This is a genomic window from Pseudomonas sp. Ost2 (assembly GCF_018326065.1).
Classification (GTDB): Bacteria; Pseudomonadota; Gammaproteobacteria; order Pseudomonadales; family Pseudomonadaceae; genus Aquipseudomonas; species Aquipseudomonas gingeri.
On sequence record NZ_AP021904.1, the window covers coordinates 693,729 to 715,105 of the forward strand.

The window sequence follows — 21,377 nt, forward strand, 5'->3', positions numbered from 1 at the left end:
GGAGGGGCGTTTTTCTGGAGGACAAGAGCGGGGCACTCTAGCAAATCAGCTTTGCCGGCGTCGAACGCGGCGATGCAACTGGCGGGTGATGCGATGAACCGGTGCTACAGAAATGTCAAAGCCCGATCCAGGGGACCGGGCTTTGTTCCAGGCCAGCATGGCCTTAGCTCAAGGACTGGTGACGTTCGGCCAGGCGATCGGCACCGCCTTCGGTGATCAGGCCTTTGTCTTTCAGGCGATCGTTGCCACCTTCAGCCAGGGTCTGGCCTTGTGGAGTGCGGTCGCTACCATCGGCAGCCAGGGTCTGGCCTTGTGGGGTGCGGTCGCTACCATCGGCAGCCAGGGTCTGACCTTGTGGGGTGCGGTCGCTACCATCGGCAGCCAGGGTCTGGCCTTGTGGAGTGCGGTCGCTACCATCGGCAGCCAGGGTCTGGCCTTGTGGGGTACGGTCGCTACCATCGGCAGCCAGGGTCTGACCTTGTGGGGTGCGCTCGGTACCGTCGGAAGCCAGGGAGCGGATTTGTGGGGCACGGTCAGAGGTATCGTCGGCGGCAGCCTGGGTCTGGCCTTGTGGCGTGCGATCCGAACCATCCGCGGCCAGGGTGTTCAGCGACTGGCTGACAGTGGCGTGGCTGGCTTGTGCCTGAGGTGCGGCTTGTTCGCGGGCTGGCAAGGCATAGGCGTTGGCAGCAAGGACGGCAAGGGTGAGGCTGAGCAGTAATTGGCGTTTCATGATCGGTTGCTCCGTAGGAGGGCGAGAAAGTGGGTACGAAGCTAATGCTACTCTTGCAAAGTCGATATAAAAGTTCATAAAGACAATGGTAATAATCAACGGAATTGATTGTTCTACCCAAACCCCTCTAGGTCGGTGCTTTCCGGGCGTTACCGGTGCTCCGTATTGGGTATTTTCTACCCATGCTTGCGCCATGGCAGGGCGTCGGTGGAACAAAAAACTGTCTGATTGGTCAGCTCCGGCGGCCGTGGATTTGTCGATCAATGGTCTTTTTCATTAAACCTTGGCGGGTGTTTGTCAGTCGTAAAGGTATTCCGCGTCGCTTTTTGGACGTTCAGTTGTCATCAGGAGCCCCCGTGCAATGACGCGCACTCGAAAAATCCTCGCCTGGACCAGCGCCAGCCTTGTCCTGCTGCTGGCGGTGCTGGTGGCGATCATCGCGTTCTTCGATTGGAACCGGGTCAAGCCACCGATCAATGCCAAAGTCTCCGAGATCCTCCATCGGCCGTTCGCCATCAATGGCGACCTGGCGGTGCGCTGGCAGCGTGAGCCCGACGAGGGCGGCTGGCGGGCCTGGGTGCCCTGGCCCCATGTGATTGCCGAAGACCTCACGCTGGGCAATCCGGACTGGTCGAAGACCCCGCAGATGGTCGAGCTCAAGCGCGTCGAGTTGCGGCTGTCGCCGTTGCCGCTGCTGGCGCAACGGGTGGTGATCCCGCGGATCGACCTGACCGAGCCGAATGCGAGCCTCGAACGCCTGGCCGATGGTCGCGCCAACTGGACGTTCCAGTTCGACCCCAAGGACCCGAACGAGCAGCCATCCAGCTGGGTGGTGGATATCGGTGCCATCGGCTTCGACAAGGGCCATGTGACCCTGGATGACAAAAGCCTGAACACCCGGCTCGACCTGCTGATCGATCCGCTGGGCAAGCCCGTTCCGTTCAGCGATATCGTCGGTGACAGCGCGGCGAAGAAGGCCCGGGAAAAGGGCGTCGCACCGCAGGACTACGCGTTCGCGCTGAAGGTCAAGGGCCAGTACCACGGCCAGAATCTCGCCGGTACCGGCAAGGTCGGCGGCCTGCTGGCGTTGCAGGACGCGACCAGGCCCTTCCCGGTGCAGGCCGATGTGAAAATCGCCGACACCCGTATCGCCGTCGCCGGTACCCTGACCGACCCGCGCAACCTTGGCGCCCTGGACCTGCGCCTGACGCTGGCCGGGAGCAGCCTGGGCAACCTCTACCCGCTGACCGGGGTGACCCTGCCCGACTCGCCGGCCTATGAAACCGACGGCCATCTGATTGCGCGGCTGCATGAGCCGGGCGGGGCGACCTTCACCTACGAGAAGTTCAACGGCAAGATCGGCACCAGCGACATCCACGGTGACCTGGCCTATGTCGCCAGCCAGCCGCGGCCCAAGCTCAGCGGCGTGCTGGTGTCGAACCAACTGCTGATGACCGACCTGGCGCCGCTGATCGGCGCCGATTCAAATGCCAAGCAGAAGGCCCGTGGTGGCGAGAGCAAGCAGCCCGCGGACAAGGTCCTGCCGGTGGAAGAGTTCCGCACCGAGCGCTGGCGCGATATGGATGCCGATGTGGAGTTCACCGGCAAGCGTATCGTCCACAGCGCGGAGTTGCCCTTCACCGATCTCTATACCCACCTGGTGCTCACCGACGGCGAACTGAGCCTCGAGCCCCTGCGTTTCGGCGTGGCGGGCGGCAAGCTCGATGCGCAGATCCGCCTCAATGGTCGTACGGCGCCGATGCAGGGGCGGGCCCGGTTGACCGCGCGCAACTTCAAGCTCAAGCAACTGTTCCCGACCTTCGAGCCGATGAAGACCAGCTTCGGCGAGCTCAATGGCGATGCCGACATCAGCGGCACCGGCAACTCGGTGGCCAAGCTGCTGGGCACGTCCAATGGCGACCTGAAGATGCTGGTCAACGACGGTGCGATCAGTCGTGGCCTGATGGAGATCGCCGGGCTCAATGTCGGCAACTACGTGGTCGGCAAGATCTTTGGCGACAAGGAAGTGAAGATCAACTGTGCGGCCGCGGACCTGGGGATCAAGAGCGGTCTGGCGACTACCCGGCTGTTTGTCTTCGATACCGAGAACGCGATCATCTATATCGATGGCACGGCGAATTTCGCCAATGAGCAACTGGACCTGAAGATCAGTCCCGAATCCAAGGGCTTCCGCCTGTTGTCCCTGCGTTCGCCCCTGTATGTGCGTGGCAAGTTCATCAAACCCGATGCCGGTGTGCAAGCGGTGCCGCTGTTGCTGCGGGGCGCGGGCATGGTTGCCCTGGGCGTGATCGCCGGCCCGGCGGCGGGATTGCTGGCGCTGGTGGCGCCCAGTGGCGACGTGCCGAATCAGTGCGCGCCGTTGCTGGAGCAGATGAAGTCGGGCAAGGCGCCCAAGACCGTCCGCAATTGAAGACCGGCCTCGGCCTGCTAGGCGTTGCGCGGTCGGATTGTGGTGTGGGAGAGGTGTGGGAGAGGTGTGGGAGCGGGCCATATAGGAACGGGCCATGTGAGAGTGGGCCTGTGGGAGCGGGCTTAAGGTAGGAGCGGGCTTGTGTGGGAGCGGGCTTGCCCGCGAATCTTGAGAGCGCCGCGGTGTATCAGGTACACCGCGATATCTTCTTCGCGGGCAAGCCCGCTCCCACAGTGCCCCCTGCTTCCACAAGGGGCAGATGTTTCCGTGATTCAGAGGTCTTTCAGGATATCCGCCATATCATCGGCATGTTCTTCTTCCTGGGCGAGGATGTCCTCGAAGATCCGCCGCGTGGTCGGGTCCTGGTCGCCGATGAACTGGATGATCTCGCGGTAACTGTCCACGGCGATGCGTTCGGCCACCAGGTCTTCATAGACCATTTCCTTGAGGGTCTTGCCGGCCACGTACTGGGCATGGGAGTGCTGGGACAGCAGGTCCGGATTGAATTCCGGTTCGCCACCCAGTTGCACGATGCGTTCGGCCAGGCGGTCGGCATGGGCCATTTCCTGGTTGGCATGCTCGAGGAACTCGTCGGCGGCGACGCTGGCCTTGAGACCGGTGGCCATGAAGTAGTGACGTTTGTAGCGCAGGGTGCAGACCAGCTCGGTGGCCAGCGATTCGTTGAGCAGCCGCAGGATCTCGTCGCGGTCTGCGCTGTAGCCTTCGGTGACGGCACCGTTTTCGACGTTCTTGCGGGCGCGTTCACGAAGGGTGGTTACATCGGACAAATGCATGTCGCTCATCTCGATCTCCTGACTAATCCGGTTAGGCGCCTCGCTCTGCTGGCGAGATCGCTACCTGGTTGTGAGTCTCGGGCGACGGGAAAAGTTTTATCCGATTGTCTCTTCGACCGCGAGGGGGCGGATCGGCCGGTGTCCGGACGCCCGCGCCTCTTGCGCCAACCACTGGAAAAACGCCCGCACCGGCGGATGCCGTTCGCGTCCGGGCACGCAGAGGGCGCTGTAGCCGGCACCGTCGACGCTGATGTCCGGGCGATAAGCCTGCAGCAGGCCACTGGCGACGCTTTCCGAGACCAGGATCGAACTGGCCAGCACCAGGCCCTGTCCGCCGATCGCCGCCTGCAATGCGTAATGCTCCTCATCGTATTCGCGAATGACCGGTTGTCCCTGCATCCAGCTTTCCCCCGCCAGGTCGCACCAGGCTTCCCAGCCCCTGGCGTAGAGCTTGGAGTTGTGCCAGTGGACGCTGATCAGGGTCGGCTGGTGTTGTGCCGCCAGGGCCACCTGGGCCGGTGAGCCGTAGACCGTGAAGCATTCGTCGAACAGGCATTGGCCGTACAGGTTCGGCCAGTCGTCGAGGCTGTAGCGGATCACCATGTCGATGCTGGCGTCCTGGTGCAGGTCGTGGACTTCGCAGTGGGTGTCGAGGCGCAGGCTGATGTTCGGATGACTTGCATAGAAACGTCCCAGGCGCGGCACCAGCCAGAGGGCGGCAAAGGCCGGGGTGGTGGAAATCGTCAGGCTGGTGCCGCTGCGTTGCGGGCGCAGGGTATCGACGCTCTGGGCGACCTCCAGCAGCGCGCCATGCAGGCTGCGGAACAGTCGCTCGCCCGCGTCGGTCAGGCGCACCTGGCGTGGCAGGCGTTCGAACAGCGGTACGCCGAGCCAGCCTTCCAGCGACCGGATCTGATGGGACACGGCGGTCGGCGTCACGGTCAGTTCTTCGGCGGCCGCCTTGAAGCTGCGCAGGCGCGCGGCGGATTCGAAGGCGCGCAGCGCGGTGAGTGGCAGGCTGGCGAACATGCTCGGCTCCATGGATGAATTGAACTCATCCTGAATGACTATTGCTCATTTGTTCCGATGAGGCGTTGCCTCTAGCTTTTGCGGCAGGAGGCAGGTTCATTCTGAGCTGGCCAGCAGTGTTCGGTAAAGGGGAAACAGATGAGCAGGATTCTTGTTGTCGAAGCCAGTCCACGGGGTGAGCGTTCCCAGTCGCGGCGTCTGGCCGAGGTGTTTCTGGGGGCCTATGGCGAGGCGCATCCCCAGGCCCGCCTGACGCGCCGGGAGACCGGGCGTGCGTTGATTGCTCCGGTCAACGAAGCGTTTATCGCCGCGGCGTTTTATCCACGGCCCGCCGAGCGCCCGCAGGCGATGCAGGCGGACCTGGCGTTCAGCGATGAACTGGTGGGCGAGCTGCTGCTCAACGACCTGCTGGTGATTGCCACGCCGATGCACAACTTCAGTATTCCCAGCGGGCTCAAGGCCTGGCTGGACCAGATCGTGCGGGTCGGGCTGACCTTCGACTTCAGCCTCGACAATGGTGTCGCCCAGTATCACCCGCGGGTGCAGGGCAAGAAGGCGTTGATCATCAGCAGCCGTGGCGGGCACGGCATGGGGCCGGGCGGACCGCTGGAGGCGATGAACCACGCCGAGCCGTTGCTGCGTACGGTGCTGGGCTTTATCGGAATCGAGGAGGTCACGGTTGTCGCCGTCGAGGGCGAGGAGTCCGGCGGGGCATCGTTCCAGGCCGCCCTGGCCGACGCCGAACGGCGCCTGCTGGACCTGGCGCGGACGCTCTGAGGGATGGCCATGCCCTGGATCCATCTGCTGATCGCGGCGGCCTTCGAAGTCACCTTTGCGCTGGGCATGAAGTACGCCGAGGGTTTCACCCGCCTCTGGCCCTCGCTCGCCACCGTGATCGCGGCGGTGGGCGGGATCTACTTCCTGACCCTGTCGCTGCGGGTGCTGCCGGTCAGCATCGCCTATCCGATCTGGACCGCCATCGGTTCATTGGGCACGGTATTGCTCGGGTTCCTGCTGCTGGGGGAAAGCCTGACGGCGGTCAAGCTGGTGTCGGTCGGACTGATCGTGGTCGGCGTGGTGGGGTTGAAATAAGCGTCGTGTCGCCGTGTTGTCATCTTCAGTACCGATGCTTTTGCACCTGGCCGGTGCATTGCGGCTAGGCTCTATTTCTTCCCGTCATGGATGGTCGTCGATGTCGCAAGAACTCGCCACGCGTTATCCGCTGGTGCTGGTGCCGGGCATGCTCGGATTTGTCCGGCTGCTGCTGTTTCCCTACTGGTACGGTATCGCCGAGGCGTTGCGCCAGGGCGGGGCGACGGTATTCCCGGTGCAGGTGTCGCCGCTGCACGCCAATGAAGTGCGTGGCGAGCAGTTGCTGCAGCGCATCGAGCAGATCCGCCGCGAAACCGGGGCCGACAAGGTCAACCTGATCGGTCACAGCCAGGGGGCGTTGACGGCACGTTATGCGGCGGCCAGGCGTCCGGAGTGGGTGGCTTCGGTGACCTCGGTGGCCGGGCCCAACCATGGTTCGGAGCTGGCCGACCACTTCCAGCGGCACTACCCGCCGACCAGCGTGCGCGGGCGCCTGCTGACCTTCGTGCTCTGTGTCGTCGCGCGGATCATGGGCTGGCTGGAAACCGGCTATCGCGGGCCGGGCCTGCCGATGGACCTGGCCGCCTCCCATCAGTCGCTGACCAGCGAAGGCGTGGCCCTGTTCAACCGGCAGTACCCGCAAGGGTTACCGGACAGTTGGGGCGGGCAGGGGCCCGAGCTGGTCGACGGCGTGCGCTATTACTCCTGGTCCGGCACCTTGCAGCCGGGCATCACCGATCGCGGGCGCAATCTGTTCGACGGCACGAATCGCAGTTGCCGCCTGTTCGCCAGGACCTTTATCCGCGAAGCCGGGCAGTGCGATGGCATGGTCGGGCGCTACAGCTCGCACCTGGGGACGGTGATCGGCGACGACTATCCCCTGGACCACTTCGATATCGTCAACCAGTCAATGGGCCTGGTGGGCAAGGGGGCCGCGCCGATCCGCCTGTTTGTCGAGCATGCCCGGCGCCTGAGGGCGGCGGGGCTTTAGCGCCCCGCCAGACACTCAGCGGGCCTTGCCCAGTGGTGTGGTCCAGCGCTCGGAGAGGATCACCCCGCCCAGGGTCAGCGCCCCGCCCAACAGGTGGAACAGCGCCAGTTGTTCGTGCAGTACCGCGGCGGCGATGAGGGCGGTGAGGATCGGCAGCAGGTTGAAAAACAGCACCGTGCGGCTCGGTCCCAGCTTGCCCACCGCGCTCATCCACATCAGTGGCGCGAGCATCGACGCCAACAGGCAGGCGTACAGCACCAGGCCAGCGTTCTGCAGGTTCGGCCCGACCTTGGGCGAGAGCCAGAACAGCGGGAACAGCACCACCACCGCCACCAGGATCTGCAGGTACAGCAGTTGCAACGGTGGCAGGCGCAATTGCCACTTCTTCAGCAGCGTGCTGTAGATCGCATAGGCCAGGGTCGCGATCAGCATCATCGCATCGCCCAGGTTGACGCCGTGGGTCAGCAATGAGCCGAGGTTGCCGGCCGAGACCACCACCAGCACGCCGGCGAAGGACAGCACCGCGCCGGTCAGCGCGCCGGCGGTCAGGCGCTGGCCGAGGCTGATGATCGCCAGGGCCAGGGACATCAGTGGCATCAGCGAGAGGATGATGCCCATGTTGGTCGCCGTGGTCAGGGTCGCGGCGTAGTAGGCCAGGCTCTGGTAGACCGCCATGCCGAGCACGCCGAGGACGACGATCTTGCCCAGGTGCGCGCGGATCGCCCCCCAGTTGGCGATGACCGGACGGAGCATGAAGGGGGTGAACAGCAGCGCGGCGAGCAGCCAGCGATAGAAACCGATCTCGGCGGGGAAGATCGAGCCGACGGCCATCTTGTTGACGACGGTGTTGCCGGCCCAGATGAAAATGGCGAGCAGGGGAAACGCGTATTGCATGGGGTGACGACCAGAGCAGTAGTGAGCGGGAATTATCCATCTGTCCGGATCAAAGCCTATACTTCGATCCGGTCAATCAGCGTCGGAATCCGGACAGCATGCGCAAGATCCCCATCGAGATCCCCCGTTTCCCCGATCTGCCGGCGCCGGTGTACTTTCGTTATGCCGAATTCGGCCCCGGCAGCCATGCCGAGTCCCATCGGCATTCCTGGGGTTCGCTCGACTACGTGTCCCATGGCGTCATCCACTACGAAGTGGCCGGCCAGCGCTTCATGTCGCCGTCGCGCTACGCCCTGTGGATTCCCCCCAACACCGAGCACAGCGCCTACAACGCCCACGCGATCGTCTACCGTTCGGTCTACCTCGCCGAGGAGCACTGCCACGGGATGCCCGAGGTGGCGAGCACCCTGGCGATCAGCGATATCCTCAAGGCGATTCTCAGCGATTTCGCCCGCCGCGACGTGAAGATCCCCAGCGATCCGGCCGATGTGCGGCTGGCCCAGGTGCTGGTGGACCAGTTGCACCTGGCCAAGGTCCACAGCTGCTACCTGCCGTATTCCGATGAGCCGGGGTTGCTCTCGGTGCTCGAAGGCTTGCAGGACGATCCGGCGGACAACCGCTCGCTGGGGCAATGGGCGGCGAGCCTGCATGTCAGCGAGAGGACCCTGGCGCGCCTGTTTGTCCGGGAGCTGGGCGTGAGTTTCGGCGAATGGCGCCAGCGCCTGCGCTTTGTCTGGTCGATCCAGGCCCTGGAAGGGCCGCGCAGCGTGCAGGAGATCGCGTTCGACATGGGCTACAGCACCGCCTCGGCCTTTATCGCCATGTTCCAGCGCCAGGCCGGTTGTTCGCCGGAGCAGTATCGCCGGCAGTCGCGCTCACTCTAGGGCGCCTGCGGCTGGAGGTGTAACAGTGTTTGTCTACACTCCTTCAGAGGCCGTGCCCATCGGCGCGGTAACAAGGAGAAAACTCCATGAAGATGCTGCGTATTCCTTTGTTGATGGTAGGCCTGCTGCTGTGTTCCCAGGGCTTTGCCGCCACCGCCGCGCAACAGGCCCAGCAGGACAAGATGAAGTCCTGCAACGCCGACGCCACCACCAAGGCGCTCAAGGGCGATGAACGCAAGGCCTTCATGAGCAACTGCCTGAAAGCCGCCAAGCCCGCCACCCAGCAGGACAAGATGAAGACCTGCAATGCCGATGCGACCACCAAGGCGCTCAAGGGCGACGAACGCAAGGCCTTCATGAGCACCTGCCTGAAGAACAAGTAGCCCTGCCCGGCAAGGCCTCCCCCGTGGCGGTGGGAGGCCTTGCCGTATTCCTGGTCGGTTTGCGAAATCCCCGCACTTCAGGCTGTCCCTTTGGTTATGATTCGGCGCGATAGTGGCGTTTTGTTATTGTGCGCCGCGGATGAGACGATACCCCTCCCTGGGGGCGTCCATTGGTCACCATAGGGATGTGCCGTGAAGAGAATCGTCTTGCTGCTCCTGGTCCTGACCCAATGCGCTTGCAGTGGCGCCCAGCTCCAGCGTTGGAGACCGGATTTTCGCCTGCCCCCCCGGCCTGAAGACCAGCCGTTGGTGGTGGACGCCGAGCATGCGAAAGTCATCCTGCAGGTGGCCGGGGATACCTTCAACCCGGTGCAGTTCTCGGCGAAGCGCGGCAGCGATGCGCAACAGAGCCCGGAAGAGCTGGGGACTCTGGTCAAACCCTCGAAGTGGGGATGGCTTCGTACCAGGCGCGAACTGCAGGTCGACCCCGACCAGCGGTTCAAGGTACTTGGCTATTCGCAGTTTAATGGCCGCAAACCGGCACCGGGCTATATCAGCGAGTACACGACGGAGCACACGTTCAATTATTCGAGCAACAAGTGGGAGCAGAAACAGGTCGCCAATCCGACAGTGCCTACCTCCTACAGCTGCGGAACCCTTGGCAGCAGCTTTGTGCCGCAGAAGCAGAAGGTCTATCTGGTGGAGTTCAGCTTTATCCATGACGGCGATGCGTGCCGGCAGCAGGTTTATGACGTCACCCGGGCTGGTCAGCGCATCCCTGTCACGTTGCTCGATGACTTTCCCGCTTCGTTTGCCGAGGCGTCCAAGTCCCCCTAGTCCTGCCGGTGGAACGCTGGCAGACTGCCTATCCTTTAGCTGCATTTTGTTTTGAGGCTGTATGTCAGCGTTTTCCCAGCGTTACGTAGTCTTGGCCAGTTTGATCATCGTCTTCGGTGGGTTGCTGCTGGTATTGCCGTTGAAGTTGCTGCCGAGCCTGCTGGCCGGCCTGCTGGTGTTCGAGCTGGTCAATATGCTCACGCCCAAGCTCGAGCACCTGATTGCCGGGCGGCGCGCGCGCTGGCTGGCGGTGGCCTTGCTGGGCACGTTGATCGTCAGTGTGCTGAGCCTGATCTTTGCCGGCGCCATCAGCTTCCTGTTGCATGAGGCGGAAAACCCCGGGGCCTCCCTCGGCAAGTTCATGGTCGTGGTGGACAAGGCCCGCGGACAGTTGCCGCCGGTGATCGACGCCTACCTGCCGGCCAGCGCCGCGGAGTTCCAGGTGGCTATCGGCGAGTGGTTGAGCAAGCACCTGAGCGAATTGCAACTGGTGGGCAAGGACGCGGCGCATATGTTCGTGACCCTGCTGATCGGCATGGTGCTGGGGGCGATCGTGGCCTTGCAGCACGTCTCGGATGTCAGCCAGCGCAAGCCCCTGGCGGCGGCCTTGTTCGATCGCCTGCGCCTGCTGGTCCAGGCGTTTCGCAATATCGTCTTCGCCCAGATCAAGATTTCGGCGCTCAATACCGCCTTCACCGCGATCTTCCTGGCGGTGATCCTGCCGCTCTGCGGGATCAAGCTACCGCTGACCAAGACCCTGATCGTGCTGACCTTCCTGCTCGGGCTGCTACCGGTGATCGGCAACCTGATGTCCAACACCCTGATCACCATCGTCGGCCTGTCGCTGTCGATCTGGGTCGCGGCGGCGGCCCTGGGCTACCTGATGTTTATCCACAAGCTGGAGTACTTCCTCAACGCGCGGATCGTCGGCGGGCAGATCAGTGCCAAGTCGTGGGAGTTGCTCATGGCAATGCTGGTGTTCGAGGCCGCATTCGGCTTGCCGGGGGTGGTGGCGGGACCGATCTACTATGCGTATCTCAAGAGCGAGCTGAGGCTGGCGGAGCTGGTCTGAGTCCAACCCCGGGCGTGGTTCGAACCTTGTGGGAGTGGGCCTTGAGACTTGGAGCGCCGCTGATGGCCCCTTCGCTGGCAAGCCAGCTCCCACAGGTTCGGGGCGCCGCTGATGGCCTCTTCGCTGGCAAGCCAGCTCCTACAGGTTTGGGGCGCCGCTGATGGCCCCTTCGCTGGCAAGCCAGCTCCTACAGGTCTGGGGGCGCTGCTGATTGTGGTGTGCGACACAGGGCGCTGTGGGAGCCTGCCAGCTCCCGTGATTTTCAGCCGTAGCGCTTGCGCGCATCGATCGCCAGGCCGCTGCCGATGCTGCCGAAGATATTCCCCTCCACATGCCGCGCGTTCGGCAGCATGGCCGAGACGCTTTGGCGCAGCGCCGGAATCCCGCTCGAACCGCCGGTGAAGAACACCGTGTCGACCTGTTCGACGCTCACGCCGGCATCATCGAGCAAGCGGGTGACGCTGTTGCGAATACGCTCCAGCAGGTTGTCGATGGCCGCTTCGAACAGCGCCCGGCTCAACTCCACGCTCAGTCCCGGCTCGATGCGATCCAGCGGTACATGGCGGCTTTCGGCGTGGGTCAGCTGGATCTTGGTTTCTTCCACTTCCATCGCCAGCCAGTGCCCGGCGCGCTGTTCGATCAGCTTGAACAGGCGGTCGATGCCACCGGTGTCCTCGATGTCGTAGCGCATGCTGCCCAGGGCCAGCTGGGACTTCTGCGAGTACACCGAGTTGATGGTGTGCCAGGTCGCCAGGTTCATGTGGTGGCTGGTGGGCATGTAGGCGCCGCTTTTCATCCGGCTGCCGTAGCCGAACAGCGGCATCACGCCCTGCAGGCTCAGTTGCTTGTCGAAGTCGGTCCCGCCGACATGCACGCCGCCGGTGGCGAGGATATCGTCGTGGCGGTTATCCAGGCCACGGCGCTCCGGCGACAGGCGCACCAGCGAGAAGTCGGACGTACCGCCGCCGATGTCGACGATCAGGACCAGCTCTTCGCGCTCGATGGTCGACTCGTAGTCGAAGGCCGCCGCAATCGGTTCGTACTGGAAGGACACGTCCTTGAAGCCGATCTTCTTCGCCACTTCCACCAGGGTGTCTTCGGCTTCCTGGTCGGCGACCGGGTCCTCGTCGACGAAAAACACCGGGCGGCCCAGTACCACCTGGTCGAACTCACGACCGGCGGTGGCTTCCAGGCGGCTTTTCAGCTGGCCGATAAACAGCCCGAGCAGGTCCTTGAACGGCAGGGCGGTGCCCAGCACGCTGGTGTCATGCTTGATCAGTTTGGACCCCAGCAGGCTCTTGAGCGAGCGCATCAGCCGGCCTTCGTAACCTTCCAGGTACTCGTGCAGCGCCAGGCGGCCGTAGACCGGGCGACGTTCCTCGATATTGAAAAAGACCACCGAAGGCAGGGTGATCTTGTCGTCCTCCAGCGCGATGAGCGTTTCCATGCCGGGGCGCAGCCAGCCGACCGTGGAGTTGGACGTGCCGAAGTCGATACCGCAGGCACGGGCTGGAGATGCGCTTTTCATGTCTTTCGAGTTCCGGTTAAAAAACGGCCGCGCAGTGTATGTCAGTCGGGCGCGGAATCGAAGGCCGACTATCCGCTAAATCGTGCCTTGTCGACTTGAAAGGCGGGCCATCACCCCCAAACTTGCAGTCATTGGTTCGACTTGTGTAACGGCGATGACAAGAAATCGCCGGCACGGCCGATAAACTTTTGCCGCACCGCCCAGTCACAGCCTTGAGATCGGTCAATCCTCGTTGCGCCGAAAAGCGCATGCTGTGGGCTGTCGGACGGTGCGATATCGATAACGCAGGGTGATCCTTAGATGGACTTCAAAGACTATTACAAGATCCTGGGTGTTGAGCCGACGGCGGACGACAAGACCATCAAGGCCGCGTACCGCAAGCTGGCGCGCAAGTATCACCCGGATGTCAGCAAGGAAAAGGACGCCGAGGCGAAATTCAAGGACGCCTCCGAAGCCTATGAAGCGCTGAAAAGCGCCGACAAGCGCGCCGAATATGACGATCTGCGCAAATACGGCCAGCATGGCCAGCCGTTCCAGGGCCCGCCGGGCTGGCAGGGACGTGGCGCGGGCGGCGGTTTTGGTGGCGCTGGTGGTGGTGACTTCTCGGACTTCTTCAGTTCGATCTTCGGCTCGCGCGGTGCCGGTTTCAGTAGCGGACAATCGGGCCGCAGCGCCGGTCGTCGAGGGCAAGACGTGGAAATGGAACTACCGATCTTCCTGGAAGAGAGCCTGACCAACGAATCGAAGAAGGTCACCTTCCAGGTCCCGCAGTACAACGCGGCCGGCCAGCATGTGAGCAACACCAGCAAGAGCCTGAACGTGAAGATTCCGGCGGGGGTGACCGACGGCGAGCGCATCCGCCTCAAGGGCCAGGGCGCGCCGGGGCTCGGTGGCGGGGCCAATGGCGACCTGTACCTGACGATCCGCTTCGCACCCCATCCGAAATTCGATGTCGAAGGTGAAGACCTGATCATCACGCTGCCCCTGGCGCCGTGGGAACTGGCACTGGGCACCGAAGTGGCGGTGCCGACCCTGACCGGCAAGATCAACCTCAAGGTCCCGGCGGGCAGCCAGAACGGCCAGCGCATGCGCGCCAAGGGCCACGGCCTGTTGAACAAAGCCGGGCAGCGCGGTTATCTGTTCGTGCAACTCAAGGCGGTCATGCCCAGGCAGAGCGACGATGCCGTGAAGGCGTTGTGGCAGGAACTGGCGAAGAAGGCCGCATTCGACCCGAGAGAGCAATGGAGTAGCTGATCATGAGCCCAGCCCTGAGCGTCGTTCAACTGGATATGCAAGCCTTCTGCGAGGCGTCCGACCTGCCGGTCGCCTACGTGATCGAAATCGTCGAACACGGCATCCTCGAACCTCAGGGCCGCTCACCGGAGGCCTGGCGCTTTCTCGATCATGAACTGGTCATCGCCCGGCGCGCGGCGAAGCTGCGCCACGACCTCGAACTGGAGTGGGAAGGCGTCGCCCTGGCCCTGGAGCTGCTGGGCGAGGTCCGTGAGCTGCGGGCGGAAAACCGCATGCTCAGGCAGCGCCTGGACCGGCTGGTCGACGAGTAGCCCGACCGCCGCTCAGGATTCGGCGCGCGAGACTCGCGGCAGCACGACCCTGAACCGCGTGCCTTCTTCCTCGCTGGAGCTGACCTCGACACTGCCCTGATGGGCCGTCACCACTTCCTTGACGATAAACAGGCCCAGCCCCAGGCTGGTCGAGGCGCCCGTCTGGCCGAGTTCCTCGGCGGCGTTGCGGACCAGCGGATCGAAGATCGTCGCCAGCGACTCGGCCGGAATCGGCGGGCCGAAATTGTGCATGGACAGGCTGACGCTGTCTTCGCCACCGATCAGGGTCAGGGTCACCTTGCGCTGGCTGGCACCGTGCTGCAGGGCATTGCCGATCAGGTTCTGCAACATCTGTTCGATCCGCCCCCGATCCCAGACCCCATGCATATCGCCTTCGACCTTCAGGCTCGGGCGACACTCCGGCTGGCCGGCCCAGGCTTCGTTGAGGACGGCTTTCGCCGCGCTCACCAGGTCCATGGGCGCCGGGTCTATCGGCAACTGGCTGCCCAGGCGGCTGCGCACGAACTCCAGCAGGTCGTTGACCATCGCGCCCATGTGGCGGGCGCTGCTCTTGATGTTCTTCACATAACCCATGGCGGTTTCATTGAGCTGGGTCTTGCGCACCAGCATTTCCGCGGACATGGTCACCGCCTGCAAGGGCGCGCGCAGGTCGTGTCCGAGAATGGCGAGGAAGATGTCCCGCGAGCGATTGACCTGCTCGGCATAGGCGACGGTGGACTCGGCGAGGGCTTCATCGATGGCTTCGTTGAAGCGGATCATGTCCTGGAAGTAGGTCAGTTGCGGCGAGGACAGGTTGTTGACCCAGCGCCGGATCACACAGGCGCGCAGGTGACGGAACTCCGACGTCATCTGGACCAGGTCGAAACCGACGTTATGGCGCAATTCACCATGGCTGGCGGCGGCGATATCGAGGCTGGGGCTGTTCTCCGGGCCTTCGCCCTTGGCCTTGTCCGCCTGCTGGCTGGCGCTCTGGGCTGTTTCCATGTCCCGCGCGGCCGCCAGCAGGATCGACTTGGCATGATCGCGCAGGGCGACCCGGCCCATGCTGTCCGCCGCTGGCGTCAGGGTTTTGGCAAACTGCTCCCAATCATCGACGATGGCGTCAACATGCTGCACGATAAAGTCAGACAGGCGCATGACCGATACCTTGATGAAGACTGCGAAAGGGGCTGGATGTGTTGCATCTTAGCCCCTAATCATTGCCCTGCCTGCTCCTAGAAGAGGAAATACCTCTGCGCCATCGGCAGCACCTCCGCCGGCTCGCACCAGAGCAGCACGCCATCGGCCTTGACCTGGTAGGTCTGCGGGTCGACGTCGATATCCGGCAGGTAGTCGTTATGGATCAGGTCGGTCTTCTGTACCGTACGGCAACCCTTGACCACGGCGATCCGTTTCTTCAGCCCCAGGCTTTCGGGCAGGCCCGCATCCCGGGCCGCCTGGCTGATGAACGTCAGGCTGGTGGCGTGCAGCGAACCGCCATAGCTGGCGAACATCGGCCGGTAGTGGACCGGTTGCGGCGTCGGGATCGAGGCGTTGGCGTCGCCCATGAGGCTGGCGGCAATCGCCCCGCCCTTGAGGATCAGGGTCGGCTTGACGCCGAAGAAGGCCGGGCGCCACAGCACCAGGTCGGCCCACTTGCCGATCTCGATGGAACCCACCTCATGGCTGATGCCGTGGGTGATCGCCGGGTTGATGGTGTACTTGGCGATATAGCGCTTGACCCGGAAGTTGCTGTTGCCCTCGCCATCGCCCGGCAGCGGCCCGCGTTGCTTGTGCATCTTGTCGGCGGTCTGCCAGGTACGGGTGATGACTTCGCCGACCCGGCCCATGGCCTGGCTGTCGGAACTGATCATCGAGAACGCACCGAGGTCGTGGAGGATGTCCTCGGCGGCGATGGTTTCCCGGCGGATGCGGCTTTCGGCGAAGGCCACGTCCTCGGCGATGCTCGGATCGAGGTGATGGCAGACCATCAGCATGTCCAGGTGTTCGTCGATGGTGTTGCGGGTGAAGGGCCGGGTCGGGTTGGTCGAGCTCGGCAGGACGTTGGCGAAGCCGCAGGCCTTGATGATATCCGGCGCATGGCCGCCACCCGCACCCTCGGTGTGATAGGTGTGGATGGTACGACCCTTGAACGCGCCGAGGGTGGTTTCGACAAAGCCGGATTCGTTGAGGGTGTCGGTGTGGATCGCCACCTGCACATCGTACTGGTCGGCCACGCTCAGGCAGTTGTCGATGGACGCGGGCGTGGTGCCCCAGTCTTCGTGGAGCTTGAGGCCGATGGCGCCGGCCCTGACCTGCTCGACCAGCGGTTCCGGCAGGCTGGCGTTGCCCTTGCCGGTGAGACCGATGTTCATCGGGAAGGCATCGGCGGCCTGCAGCATGCGCGCCAGATGCCAGGGCCCGGACGTGCAGGTGGTGGCGTTGGTGCCGGTGGCCGGCCCGGTGCCGCCGCCGATCATGGTGGTGACGCCGCTCATCAGCGCTTCTTCGATCTGCTGCGGGCAGATGAAGTGGATGTGGGTGTCGATGCCGCCGGCGGTGAGGATCATGCCTTCGCCGGCGATGACTTCGGTGCTGGCGCCGATGGCGATGGTCACGTCGGGCTGGATGTCCGGGTTGCCGGCCTTGCCGATGGCGGCGATGCGTCCGTCCTTGAGGCCGACGTCGGCCTTGACGATGCCCCAGTGGTCGATGATCAGGGCGTTGGTGATCAGCGTGTCGACCACCTCGGCGGCCAGCAACTGGCCCTGGCCCATGCCGTCACGGATGACCTTGCCGCCGCCGAACTTCACTTCTTCGCCGTAGGTGGTGAAGTCCTTTTCCACTTCGATCCACAGGTCGGTATCGGCCAGGCGCACCTTGTCGCCGACCGTGGGGCCGAACATGTCGGCGTAGGCTTGTCGGGAGATTTTCATGCAGGTTCCTTGTCCAGGTCGCCCATGACGCGTCCGGCAAAGCCGAACACCCGGCGCAGCCCCGCCAGATCCACCAGTTCCACTTCGCGGGCCTGGCCCGGTTCGAAGCGCACGGCGGTGCCGGCCGGGATGTTCAGGCGCATGCCGCGGCTGGCGGCACGGTCGAAGTCGAGGGCATCGTTGGTTTCGAAAAAGTGGTAGTGGGAACCGACCTGGATCGGTCGGTCACCGCTGTTCGCCACGTTCAGGCGCAGGGTGCGACGACCGGCATTGAGCTCGATCTCGCCGGGCTGGATCTGGTATTCGCCAGGAATCATGCGGGTAACCCCAGTGTCTTGTAGTAGAGGGTGGTCGCCTGGTGGCGACCGTCCGGTGTCATGCAGTAGTTCGGCAGCTCGCCGACGCGGGTATAGCCCAGGGCGCTGTAGAACGCCTCGGCGTCGGAGCCGGCCTGGGTATCGAGGTACAGCAGGCCGCGCTTGTGGTCCCGGGCCGCCTGCTCCACGGCCTGCATCAGTTGCTGGCCGAGGCCATGGCGGCGCGCTTCGCTGAAGACCAGCAGTTTCTGCACTTCGGCGCGGTTCAGGCCGTTGGGCTTCTGGCACAGGCCCAGTTGCACGCTGGCCTGCACCTGCTCGTTGCGCACCACCACCCAGAGCAGCAGGCTGCCGTCCCGCAGGGCGGCCTGCACCTCGTCGAAGTAGGTGCGGGCCTGGTGGGCGTCGAGGTCGGCCATGAACCCCACGGAAGCGCCATGCCCCACGGCATCGAGCAAGAGATCGATCAGACCCTGGCGGTAGTGCGCAAAGCTTTCGGCATTGACGCGACGCAGTTGGGCGGCGTTCATCGGCGGATCACTCCTGGTTGGCGGTGGGCGGTTCTGCGCCCGGATTCAGGCAGAGCTGCATGAAAGTCAGGTCGAGCCAGCGGCCGAACTTGACGCCCACCTGGGGCATCTGCCCGGTGCTGGCGAAGCCCAGGCGCTCGTGCAGGCGGACGGAGGCGGCGTTACCGCTTTCGATCGCGGCCACCATGATGTGCTTGCCGCCTTCCCTGGCGCGCTCGATCAGCGCCGCCATCAGCCTTGGACCGAGGCCGTTGCCGCGCTGGTCGTTGCGTACGTAGACCGAGTGTTCGACGGTGTGGCGGAAACCTTCGAAGGGCCGCCAGTCACCATAGGAGGCGTAGCCGAGCACGCTGTCCGTGGCATCGACGATCACCAGGATCGGATAGGCCTGGGCCTGGCGGGCGCTGAACCAGGCCTGGCGATTGCCCAGGTCGACCGGTTGCTCGTTCCAGATCGCGGTGGTGTTGAGCACCGCGTCGTTGTAGATGTCGCGAATGGCCGGCAGGTCGGCATGCTGGGCGTCGCGGATAACGTAGGACATGAAGAGCCTCAGGCAATCGGTTGGTGGACGGTGACCAGCTTGGTGCCGTCGGGGAAGGTCGCTTCCACCTGGATCTCCGGGATCATCTCCGGGATACCTTCCATCACTTGTTCCCGGCTGAGCAGGGTGGTGCCGTAGTGCATCAGTTCGGCCACGGTCTGGCCGTCACGGGCACCTTCGAGCAGGGCGGCCGAGATATAGGCCATGGCTTCCGGATAGTTCAGTTTCACCCCGCGGGCCAGGCGCCGTTCGGCAACCAGACCAGCGGTGAAAATCAGCAGTTTGTCTTTTTCGCGGGGAGTCAGGTCCATGGTTCAAGGATCCATTGGCAGGCAGGGAAAAGGCAGGCAGTTGAACAGGCACGTCATGTGTTCCAGATCCTTGGCGGCACCGCCTCACGACCCAGCAGTGCCGGGCGCAGCAGCCGCCACAATTCGATCAGCCAGGCCCGGGCATGCAGGGCCTGGCCAGCCAGGCAGCGGGCCACCAGCAGGCCGGGGAGCTGGCTCAGGTCGCCGCGTACGGCTGTCGACAGGTTGCGACAGCGCTCCAGCAACTCGTTGTCGATTTCACCGGTGACCAGCAGGGTGGCGAACACCGGCTGGCCGTCGAGCCCGATCGGCGAATCCAGCAGGCCGTCGTCGCCCTCGATGCGCTGGCGCTCGTGCCACAGCGGCTGGCCGTCGCGGCGGATATCGAGGTGCGCCTGGAAGTGCCCGCGGTCGAAACGTTCGCCGCTGGCCGGGCGGCCGAGGGCGACCATGTCCCAGTAGAACAGTCGCGCGTCGCCCTCCAGCTCGATGCGGGTGGCGAGCTCGGCCTGGGCCGCGCTGAAGACGATGGTTTCCTGGGGCAGCCATTCCAGGGTGGCCCCGGCGGCGACCTTGAGGCTGAGGGTCTGGCTGGCCGGGCCGGTTGCGCGATACCACTTGGCGGCACCGGGGCTGGTCAGCTGTGCCCAGGCATCGCGTTCGACGCTGGCGCGGATATCCAGGCGATCACCGCCGGCAATCCCGCCCGGCGGGTGGACGATGATGTGCTGGCAGACCTCCGGGCCTTCGGCATACAGGTGTTTCTGCACCCGCAGCGGGCCCTTGTGGCGGCGCTGGACCGGGCGCGTGGTGGCGCCGAAACGGGCGTAGCCGAGCTCCAGCTCGGCGTGCCAGCTGGGGGTGAACAGGGCGGTGGAGGCGGGCAGGTTCATGAGTTCCGATTATCGTCAGGACGCTACAGGTTAGATCGTAACCAGGCCGCGTACACCCTCGGCTTCCATATTTTCTCCGCGACCCTGCTGGACGATCTCGCCCCGGGACATCACCAGGTACTGATCGGCCAGTTCGGCGGCAAAATCATAGAACTGTTCCACCAGCAGGATGGCCATGTCGCCGCGGGCCGCGAGCTTCTTGATCACCGCGCCGATCTCCTTGATCACCGAGGGCTGGATGCCTTCGGTGGGTTCGTCGAGGATCAGCAGGCGCGGACGACTGGCCAGGGCGCGGCCGATGGCCAGCTGTTGTTGCTGGCCGCCGGACAGGTCGCCGCCACGGCGTTGCTTCATCTGCAGCAGGACCGGGAACAGTTCGTAGATAAACGCCGGGACTTCCCTGGCTTGCGACCCCGGGAAGCGCGACAGGCCCATCAGCAGGTTTTCCTCCACCGTCAGCCGGCCGAAGATTTCCCGACCCTGGGGGACGTAGGCGATGCCGGCATGCACCCGCTGGTGCGGCTTGAACTGGGTGATGGGCTTGCCTTCCCACTGCACGACACCTTCCTTGGCCGGCAGCAGGCCCATCAGGCACTTGAGCAGGGTGGTCTTGCCCACGCCGTTACGGCCGAGCAGGCAGGTGACTTCGCCGACCTTCACGTCGAACGACAGGCCCCGCAGGATGTGGCTACCGCCGTAGTACTGGTGCAGCTTGTCGACTTGCAGCATGTTCGGATTCCTTGTGGTTCAGCGCCCGAGGTAGACCTCGATCACCCGCTCGTTTTCCTGCACCTGTTCCAGCGATCCTTCGGCCAGCACGCTGCCCTGATGCAACACCGTGACATGGTCGGCAATCGAGCCGACAAAGCCCATGTCGTGTTCCACCACCATCAGCGAATGCTTGCCGGCGAGGGTCTTGAACAGTTCGGCGGTGAACTCGGTCTCGGCATCGGTCATGCCTGCCACCGGCTCGTCGAGCAGCAGCAGTTGCGGGTCCTGCATCAGCAGCATGCCGATCTCGAGGAACTGCTTCTGGCCGTGGGACAACAGACCCGCCGGGCGATTGACCGAGGCCGTCAGGCGGATGGTTTCCAGGACCTGGGCAATGCGGTCCTTCTGCTCGCCGCTCAGGCGCGCCCGCAGGCTGGCCCACACCGACTTGTCGGTCTTTTGCGCCAGCTCGAGGTTCTCGAACACGCTGAGGGCCTCGAACACCGTGGGTTTCTGGAACTTGCGGCCGATCCCGGCCTGGGCGATCCGCACTTCGCTCATCTGCGTCAGGTCGAGGGTTTCGCCGAACCAGGCCTTGCCGTGGCTGGGCCGGGTCTTGCCGGTGATCACGTCCATCAGGGTGGTCTTGCCCGCGCCGTTGGGACCGATGATGCAGCGCAGTTCGCCGACGCCGATATACAGGTTGAGGTCGTTCAGCGCCTTGAAGCCGTCGAAGCTGACGCTGATATCTTCCAGGGTCAGGATGGTCCCGTGGCGGGTGTTCAGGCCCGTGCCAGCGGCCTGGCCGAGACCGATGGCATCGCGGCTGCTGCCGGCGTCCCGATTGGCATCAAAGGCAGGGGGTTCGAGAATGGGTTCCAGCATGAACTGCGCCGTTGCTGTGA

At 64.1% G+C, this 21,377-nt stretch carries 24 protein-coding genes; 10 read left to right on the forward strand and 14 right to left on the reverse strand.

Annotation, left to right across the window (positions count from 1 at the left end):
- Window positions 1–163 precede the first annotated feature (163 nt).
- Complete coding sequence (locus KI243_RS02950; RefSeq protein ID WP_103033010.1) at window positions 164–733, reverse strand: hypothetical protein; 570 nt, start codon at window positions 731–733, stop codon at window positions 164–166.
- A 361-nt stretch (window positions 734–1,094) separates the two neighbouring features.
- On the opposite strand from KI243_RS02950, the gene KI243_RS02955 reads away from it, so the two are divergent.
- The gene (locus tag KI243_RS02955; protein WP_212810433.1) at window positions 1,095–3,164 is read left to right on the forward strand and encodes an AsmA family protein; all 2,070 of its coding nucleotides are present in this window, start codon (window positions 1,095–1,097) and stop codon (window positions 3,162–3,164) included.
- A gap of 272 nt (window positions 3,165–3,436) precedes the next feature.
- Here KI243_RS02955 and KI243_RS02960 read toward each other — a convergent pair whose 3' ends face one another.
- Both KI243_RS02960 and KI243_RS02965 read right to left on the reverse strand, forming a co-directional pair.
- Complete coding sequence (locus KI243_RS02960) at window positions 3,437–3,967, reverse strand: ferritin-like domain-containing protein (protein WP_017125680.1); 531 nt, start codon at window positions 3,965–3,967, stop codon at window positions 3,437–3,439.
- Window positions 3,968–4,054: 87 nt separating this feature from the next.
- Complete coding sequence (locus KI243_RS02965; RefSeq protein WP_178990790.1) at window positions 4,055–4,999, reverse strand: LysR substrate-binding domain-containing protein; 945 nt, start codon at window positions 4,997–4,999, stop codon at window positions 4,055–4,057.
- Between the two features lie 126 nt (window positions 5,000–5,125).
- Between KI243_RS02965 and KI243_RS02970 the strand changes: the two genes are divergently transcribed.
- The 3 genes from KI243_RS02970 to KI243_RS02980 all read left to right on the forward strand — a co-directional run bounded on the left by KI243_RS02970 (window position 5,126) and on the right by KI243_RS02980 (window position 7,070).
- Window positions 5,126–5,764 (forward strand): NAD(P)H-dependent oxidoreductase, encoded by a 639-nt coding sequence (locus KI243_RS02970; RefSeq protein WP_017125678.1) that lies wholly within the window; start codon window positions 5,126–5,128, stop codon window positions 5,762–5,764.
- 9 nt (window positions 5,765–5,773) lie between these two features.
- The gene (locus KI243_RS02975) at window positions 5,774–6,079 is read left to right on the forward strand and encodes a multidrug efflux SMR transporter (protein WP_042935172.1); all 306 of its coding nucleotides are present in this window, start codon (window positions 5,774–5,776) and stop codon (window positions 6,077–6,079) included.
- A 100-nt stretch (window positions 6,080–6,179) separates the two neighbouring features.
- Window positions 6,180–7,070: a triacylglycerol lipase gene (locus tag KI243_RS02980; RefSeq protein ID WP_178990788.1), complete on the forward strand. Its 891-nt coding sequence runs from the start codon at window positions 6,180–6,182 to the stop codon at window positions 7,068–7,070.
- A gap of 15 nt (window positions 7,071–7,085) precedes the next feature.
- Here KI243_RS02980 and KI243_RS02985 read toward each other — a convergent pair whose 3' ends face one another.
- Complete coding sequence (locus KI243_RS02985; RefSeq protein WP_017125675.1) at window positions 7,086–7,964, reverse strand: DMT family transporter; 879 nt, start codon at window positions 7,962–7,964, stop codon at window positions 7,086–7,088.
- Between the two features lie 98 nt (window positions 7,965–8,062).
- Between KI243_RS02985 and KI243_RS02990 the strand changes: the two genes are divergently transcribed.
- The 4 genes from KI243_RS02990 (at window position 8,063) to KI243_RS03005 (ending at window position 11,140) form a co-directional block, all read left to right on the forward strand.
- Window positions 8,063–8,848, forward strand: coding sequence for a helix-turn-helix transcriptional regulator (locus tag KI243_RS02990; RefSeq protein WP_017125674.1), 786 nt, complete (start codon window positions 8,063–8,065; stop codon window positions 8,846–8,848).
- An 86-nt stretch (window positions 8,849–8,934) separates the two neighbouring features.
- On the forward strand, window positions 8,935–9,231 hold the full coding sequence (locus KI243_RS02995; protein ID WP_017125673.1) for a PsiF family protein: 297 nt from the start codon (window positions 8,935–8,937) through the stop codon (window positions 9,229–9,231).
- A 192-nt stretch (window positions 9,232–9,423) separates the two neighbouring features.
- Complete coding sequence (locus tag KI243_RS03000) at window positions 9,424–10,068, forward strand: hypothetical protein (protein WP_177118095.1); 645 nt, start codon at window positions 9,424–9,426, stop codon at window positions 10,066–10,068.
- Between the two features lie 61 nt (window positions 10,069–10,129).
- Window positions 10,130–11,140: a membrane protein gene (locus KI243_RS03005; RefSeq protein WP_017125671.1), complete on the forward strand. Its 1,011-nt coding sequence runs from the start codon at window positions 10,130–10,132 to the stop codon at window positions 11,138–11,140.
- Between the two features lie 262 nt (window positions 11,141–11,402).
- Here the strand turns inward: KI243_RS03005 and KI243_RS03010 are convergent, their stop codons facing one another.
- Window positions 11,403–12,668 (reverse strand): Hsp70 family protein, encoded by a 1,266-nt coding sequence (locus KI243_RS03010; protein ID WP_177083307.1) that lies wholly within the window; start codon window positions 12,666–12,668, stop codon window positions 11,403–11,405.
- Window positions 12,669–12,968: 300 nt separating this feature from the next.
- Between KI243_RS03010 and KI243_RS03015 the strand changes: the two genes are divergently transcribed.
- Together KI243_RS03015 and KI243_RS03020 are read left to right on the forward strand one after the other, a co-directional pair.
- Complete coding sequence (locus KI243_RS03015; protein ID WP_177083305.1) at window positions 12,969–13,922, forward strand: DnaJ C-terminal domain-containing protein; 954 nt, start codon at window positions 12,969–12,971, stop codon at window positions 13,920–13,922.
- Window positions 13,923–13,924: 2 nt separating this feature from the next.
- The gene (locus KI243_RS03020) at window positions 13,925–14,233 is read left to right on the forward strand and encodes a chaperone modulator CbpM (RefSeq protein WP_017125668.1); all 309 of its coding nucleotides are present in this window, start codon (window positions 13,925–13,927) and stop codon (window positions 14,231–14,233) included.
- A 12-nt stretch (window positions 14,234–14,245) separates the two neighbouring features.
- On the opposite strand, the gene KI243_RS03025 is transcribed toward KI243_RS03020, so the two are convergent.
- From KI243_RS03025 to urtD, 9 genes are all read right to left on the reverse strand, one after another.
- Window positions 14,246–15,391 carry a HAMP domain-containing sensor histidine kinase gene (locus KI243_RS03025; RefSeq protein ID WP_212810434.1) on the reverse strand — a complete coding sequence of 382 codons (1,146 nt, stop codon included), beginning with the start codon at window positions 15,389–15,391 and terminating at the stop codon, window positions 14,246–14,248.
- 77 nt (window positions 15,392–15,468) lie between these two features.
- A complete protein-coding gene (gene ureC / locus KI243_RS03030) occupies window positions 15,469–17,169 on the reverse strand; it encodes an urease subunit alpha (protein ID WP_017125666.1) in 1,701 nt (566 codons plus the stop codon).
- Window positions 17,166–17,486, reverse strand: a complete 321-nt coding sequence (locus tag KI243_RS03035) for an urease subunit beta (RefSeq protein WP_017125665.1) — start codon at window positions 17,484–17,486, stop codon at window positions 17,166–17,168. The genes ureC and KI243_RS03035 overlap by 4 nt, the downstream gene beginning before the upstream one ends.
- Window positions 17,483–18,016, reverse strand: coding sequence for a GNAT family N-acetyltransferase (locus tag KI243_RS03040; protein ID WP_212810435.1), 534 nt, complete (start codon window positions 18,014–18,016; stop codon window positions 17,483–17,485). The genes KI243_RS03035 and KI243_RS03040 overlap by 4 nt, the downstream gene beginning before the upstream one ends.
- Window positions 18,017–18,023: 7 nt before the next feature.
- Complete coding sequence (locus tag KI243_RS03045; RefSeq protein ID WP_017125663.1) at window positions 18,024–18,557, reverse strand: GNAT family N-acetyltransferase; 534 nt, start codon at window positions 18,555–18,557, stop codon at window positions 18,024–18,026.
- 8 nt (window positions 18,558–18,565) lie between these two features.
- Window positions 18,566–18,868, reverse strand: coding sequence for an urease subunit gamma (ureA, locus tag KI243_RS03050; protein WP_007937143.1), 303 nt, complete (start codon window positions 18,866–18,868; stop codon window positions 18,566–18,568).
- A gap of 53 nt (window positions 18,869–18,921) precedes the next feature.
- Window positions 18,922–19,761, reverse strand: a complete 840-nt coding sequence (locus tag KI243_RS03055) for an urease accessory protein UreD (RefSeq protein ID WP_212810436.1) — start codon at window positions 19,759–19,761, stop codon at window positions 18,922–18,924.
- A gap of 30 nt (window positions 19,762–19,791) precedes the next feature.
- The gene (gene urtE / locus KI243_RS03060) at window positions 19,792–20,490 is read right to left on the reverse strand and encodes an urea ABC transporter ATP-binding subunit UrtE (RefSeq protein WP_103033009.1); all 699 of its coding nucleotides are present in this window, start codon (window positions 20,488–20,490) and stop codon (window positions 19,792–19,794) included.
- A gap of 18 nt (window positions 20,491–20,508) precedes the next feature.
- Complete coding sequence (gene urtD, locus KI243_RS03065; RefSeq protein ID WP_017125660.1) at window positions 20,509–21,357, reverse strand: urea ABC transporter ATP-binding protein UrtD; 849 nt, start codon at window positions 21,355–21,357, stop codon at window positions 20,509–20,511.
- Window positions 21,358–21,377 lie beyond the last annotated feature (20 nt).

Coding starts and splice junctions, on each gene's coding strand:
- KI243_RS02985 (WP_017125675.1), bottom strand. CDS start 7,964: ATGCAATACGCGTTTCCCCTGCTCGCCATTTTCATCTGGGCCGGCAAC.
- KI243_RS03055 (WP_212810436.1), bottom strand. CDS start 19,761: ATGAACCTGCCCGCCTCCACCGCCCTGTTCACCCCCAGCTGGCACGCC.
- urtE (WP_103033009.1), bottom strand. CDS start 20,490: ATGCTGCAAGTCGACAAGCTGCACCAGTACTACGGCGGTAGCCACATC.
- KI243_RS03035 (WP_017125665.1), bottom strand. CDS start 17,486: ATGATTCCTGGCGAATACCAGATCCAGCCCGGCGAGATCGAGCTCAAT.
- ureC (WP_017125666.1), bottom strand. CDS start 17,169: ATGAAAATCTCCCGACAAGCCTACGCCGACATGTTCGGCCCCACGGTC.
- KI243_RS02975 (WP_042935172.1), top strand. CDS start 5,774: ATGCCCTGGATCCATCTGCTGATCGCGGCGGCCTTCGAAGTCACCTTT.
- KI243_RS03045 (WP_017125663.1), bottom strand. CDS start 18,557: ATGTCCTACGTTATCCGCGACGCCCAGCATGCCGACCTGCCGGCCATT.
- KI243_RS02990 (WP_017125674.1), top strand. CDS start 8,063: ATGCGCAAGATCCCCATCGAGATCCCCCGTTTCCCCGATCTGCCGGCG.
- KI243_RS03005 (WP_017125671.1), top strand. CDS start 10,130: ATGTCAGCGTTTTCCCAGCGTTACGTAGTCTTGGCCAGTTTGATCATC.
- KI243_RS02960 (WP_017125680.1), bottom strand. CDS start 3,967: ATGAGCGACATGCATTTGTCCGATGTAACCACCCTTCGTGAACGCGCC.
- urtD (WP_017125660.1), bottom strand. CDS start 21,357: ATGCTGGAACCCATTCTCGAACCCCCTGCCTTTGATGCCAATCGGGAC.
- KI243_RS02965 (WP_178990790.1), bottom strand. CDS start 4,999: ATGGAGCCGAGCATGTTCGCCAGCCTGCCACTCACCGCGCTGCGCGCC.
- KI243_RS03040 (WP_212810435.1), bottom strand. CDS start 18,016: ATGAACGCCGCCCAACTGCGTCGCGTCAATGCCGAAAGCTTTGCGCAC.
- KI243_RS03025 (WP_212810434.1), bottom strand. CDS start 15,391: ATGCGCCTGTCTGACTTTATCGTGCAGCATGTTGACGCCATCGTCGAT.
- KI243_RS03010 (WP_177083307.1), bottom strand. CDS start 12,668: ATGAAAAGCGCATCTCCAGCCCGTGCCTGCGGTATCGACTTCGGCACG.
- KI243_RS02950 (WP_103033010.1), bottom strand. CDS start 733: ATGAAACGCCAATTACTGCTCAGCCTCACCCTTGCCGTCCTTGCTGCC.
- KI243_RS03015 (WP_177083305.1), top strand. CDS start 12,969: ATGGACTTCAAAGACTATTACAAGATCCTGGGTGTTGAGCCGACGGCG.
- KI243_RS02980 (WP_178990788.1), top strand. CDS start 6,180: ATGTCGCAAGAACTCGCCACGCGTTATCCGCTGGTGCTGGTGCCGGGC.
- KI243_RS02955 (WP_212810433.1), top strand. CDS start 1,095: ATGACGCGCACTCGAAAAATCCTCGCCTGGACCAGCGCCAGCCTTGTC.
- KI243_RS02970 (WP_017125678.1), top strand. CDS start 5,126: ATGAGCAGGATTCTTGTTGTCGAAGCCAGTCCACGGGGTGAGCGTTCC.
- KI243_RS02995 (WP_017125673.1), top strand. CDS start 8,935: ATGAAGATGCTGCGTATTCCTTTGTTGATGGTAGGCCTGCTGCTGTGT.
- KI243_RS03020 (WP_017125668.1), top strand. CDS start 13,925: ATGAGCCCAGCCCTGAGCGTCGTTCAACTGGATATGCAAGCCTTCTGC.
- ureA (WP_007937143.1), bottom strand. CDS start 18,868: ATGGACCTGACTCCCCGCGAAAAAGACAAACTGCTGATTTTCACCGCT.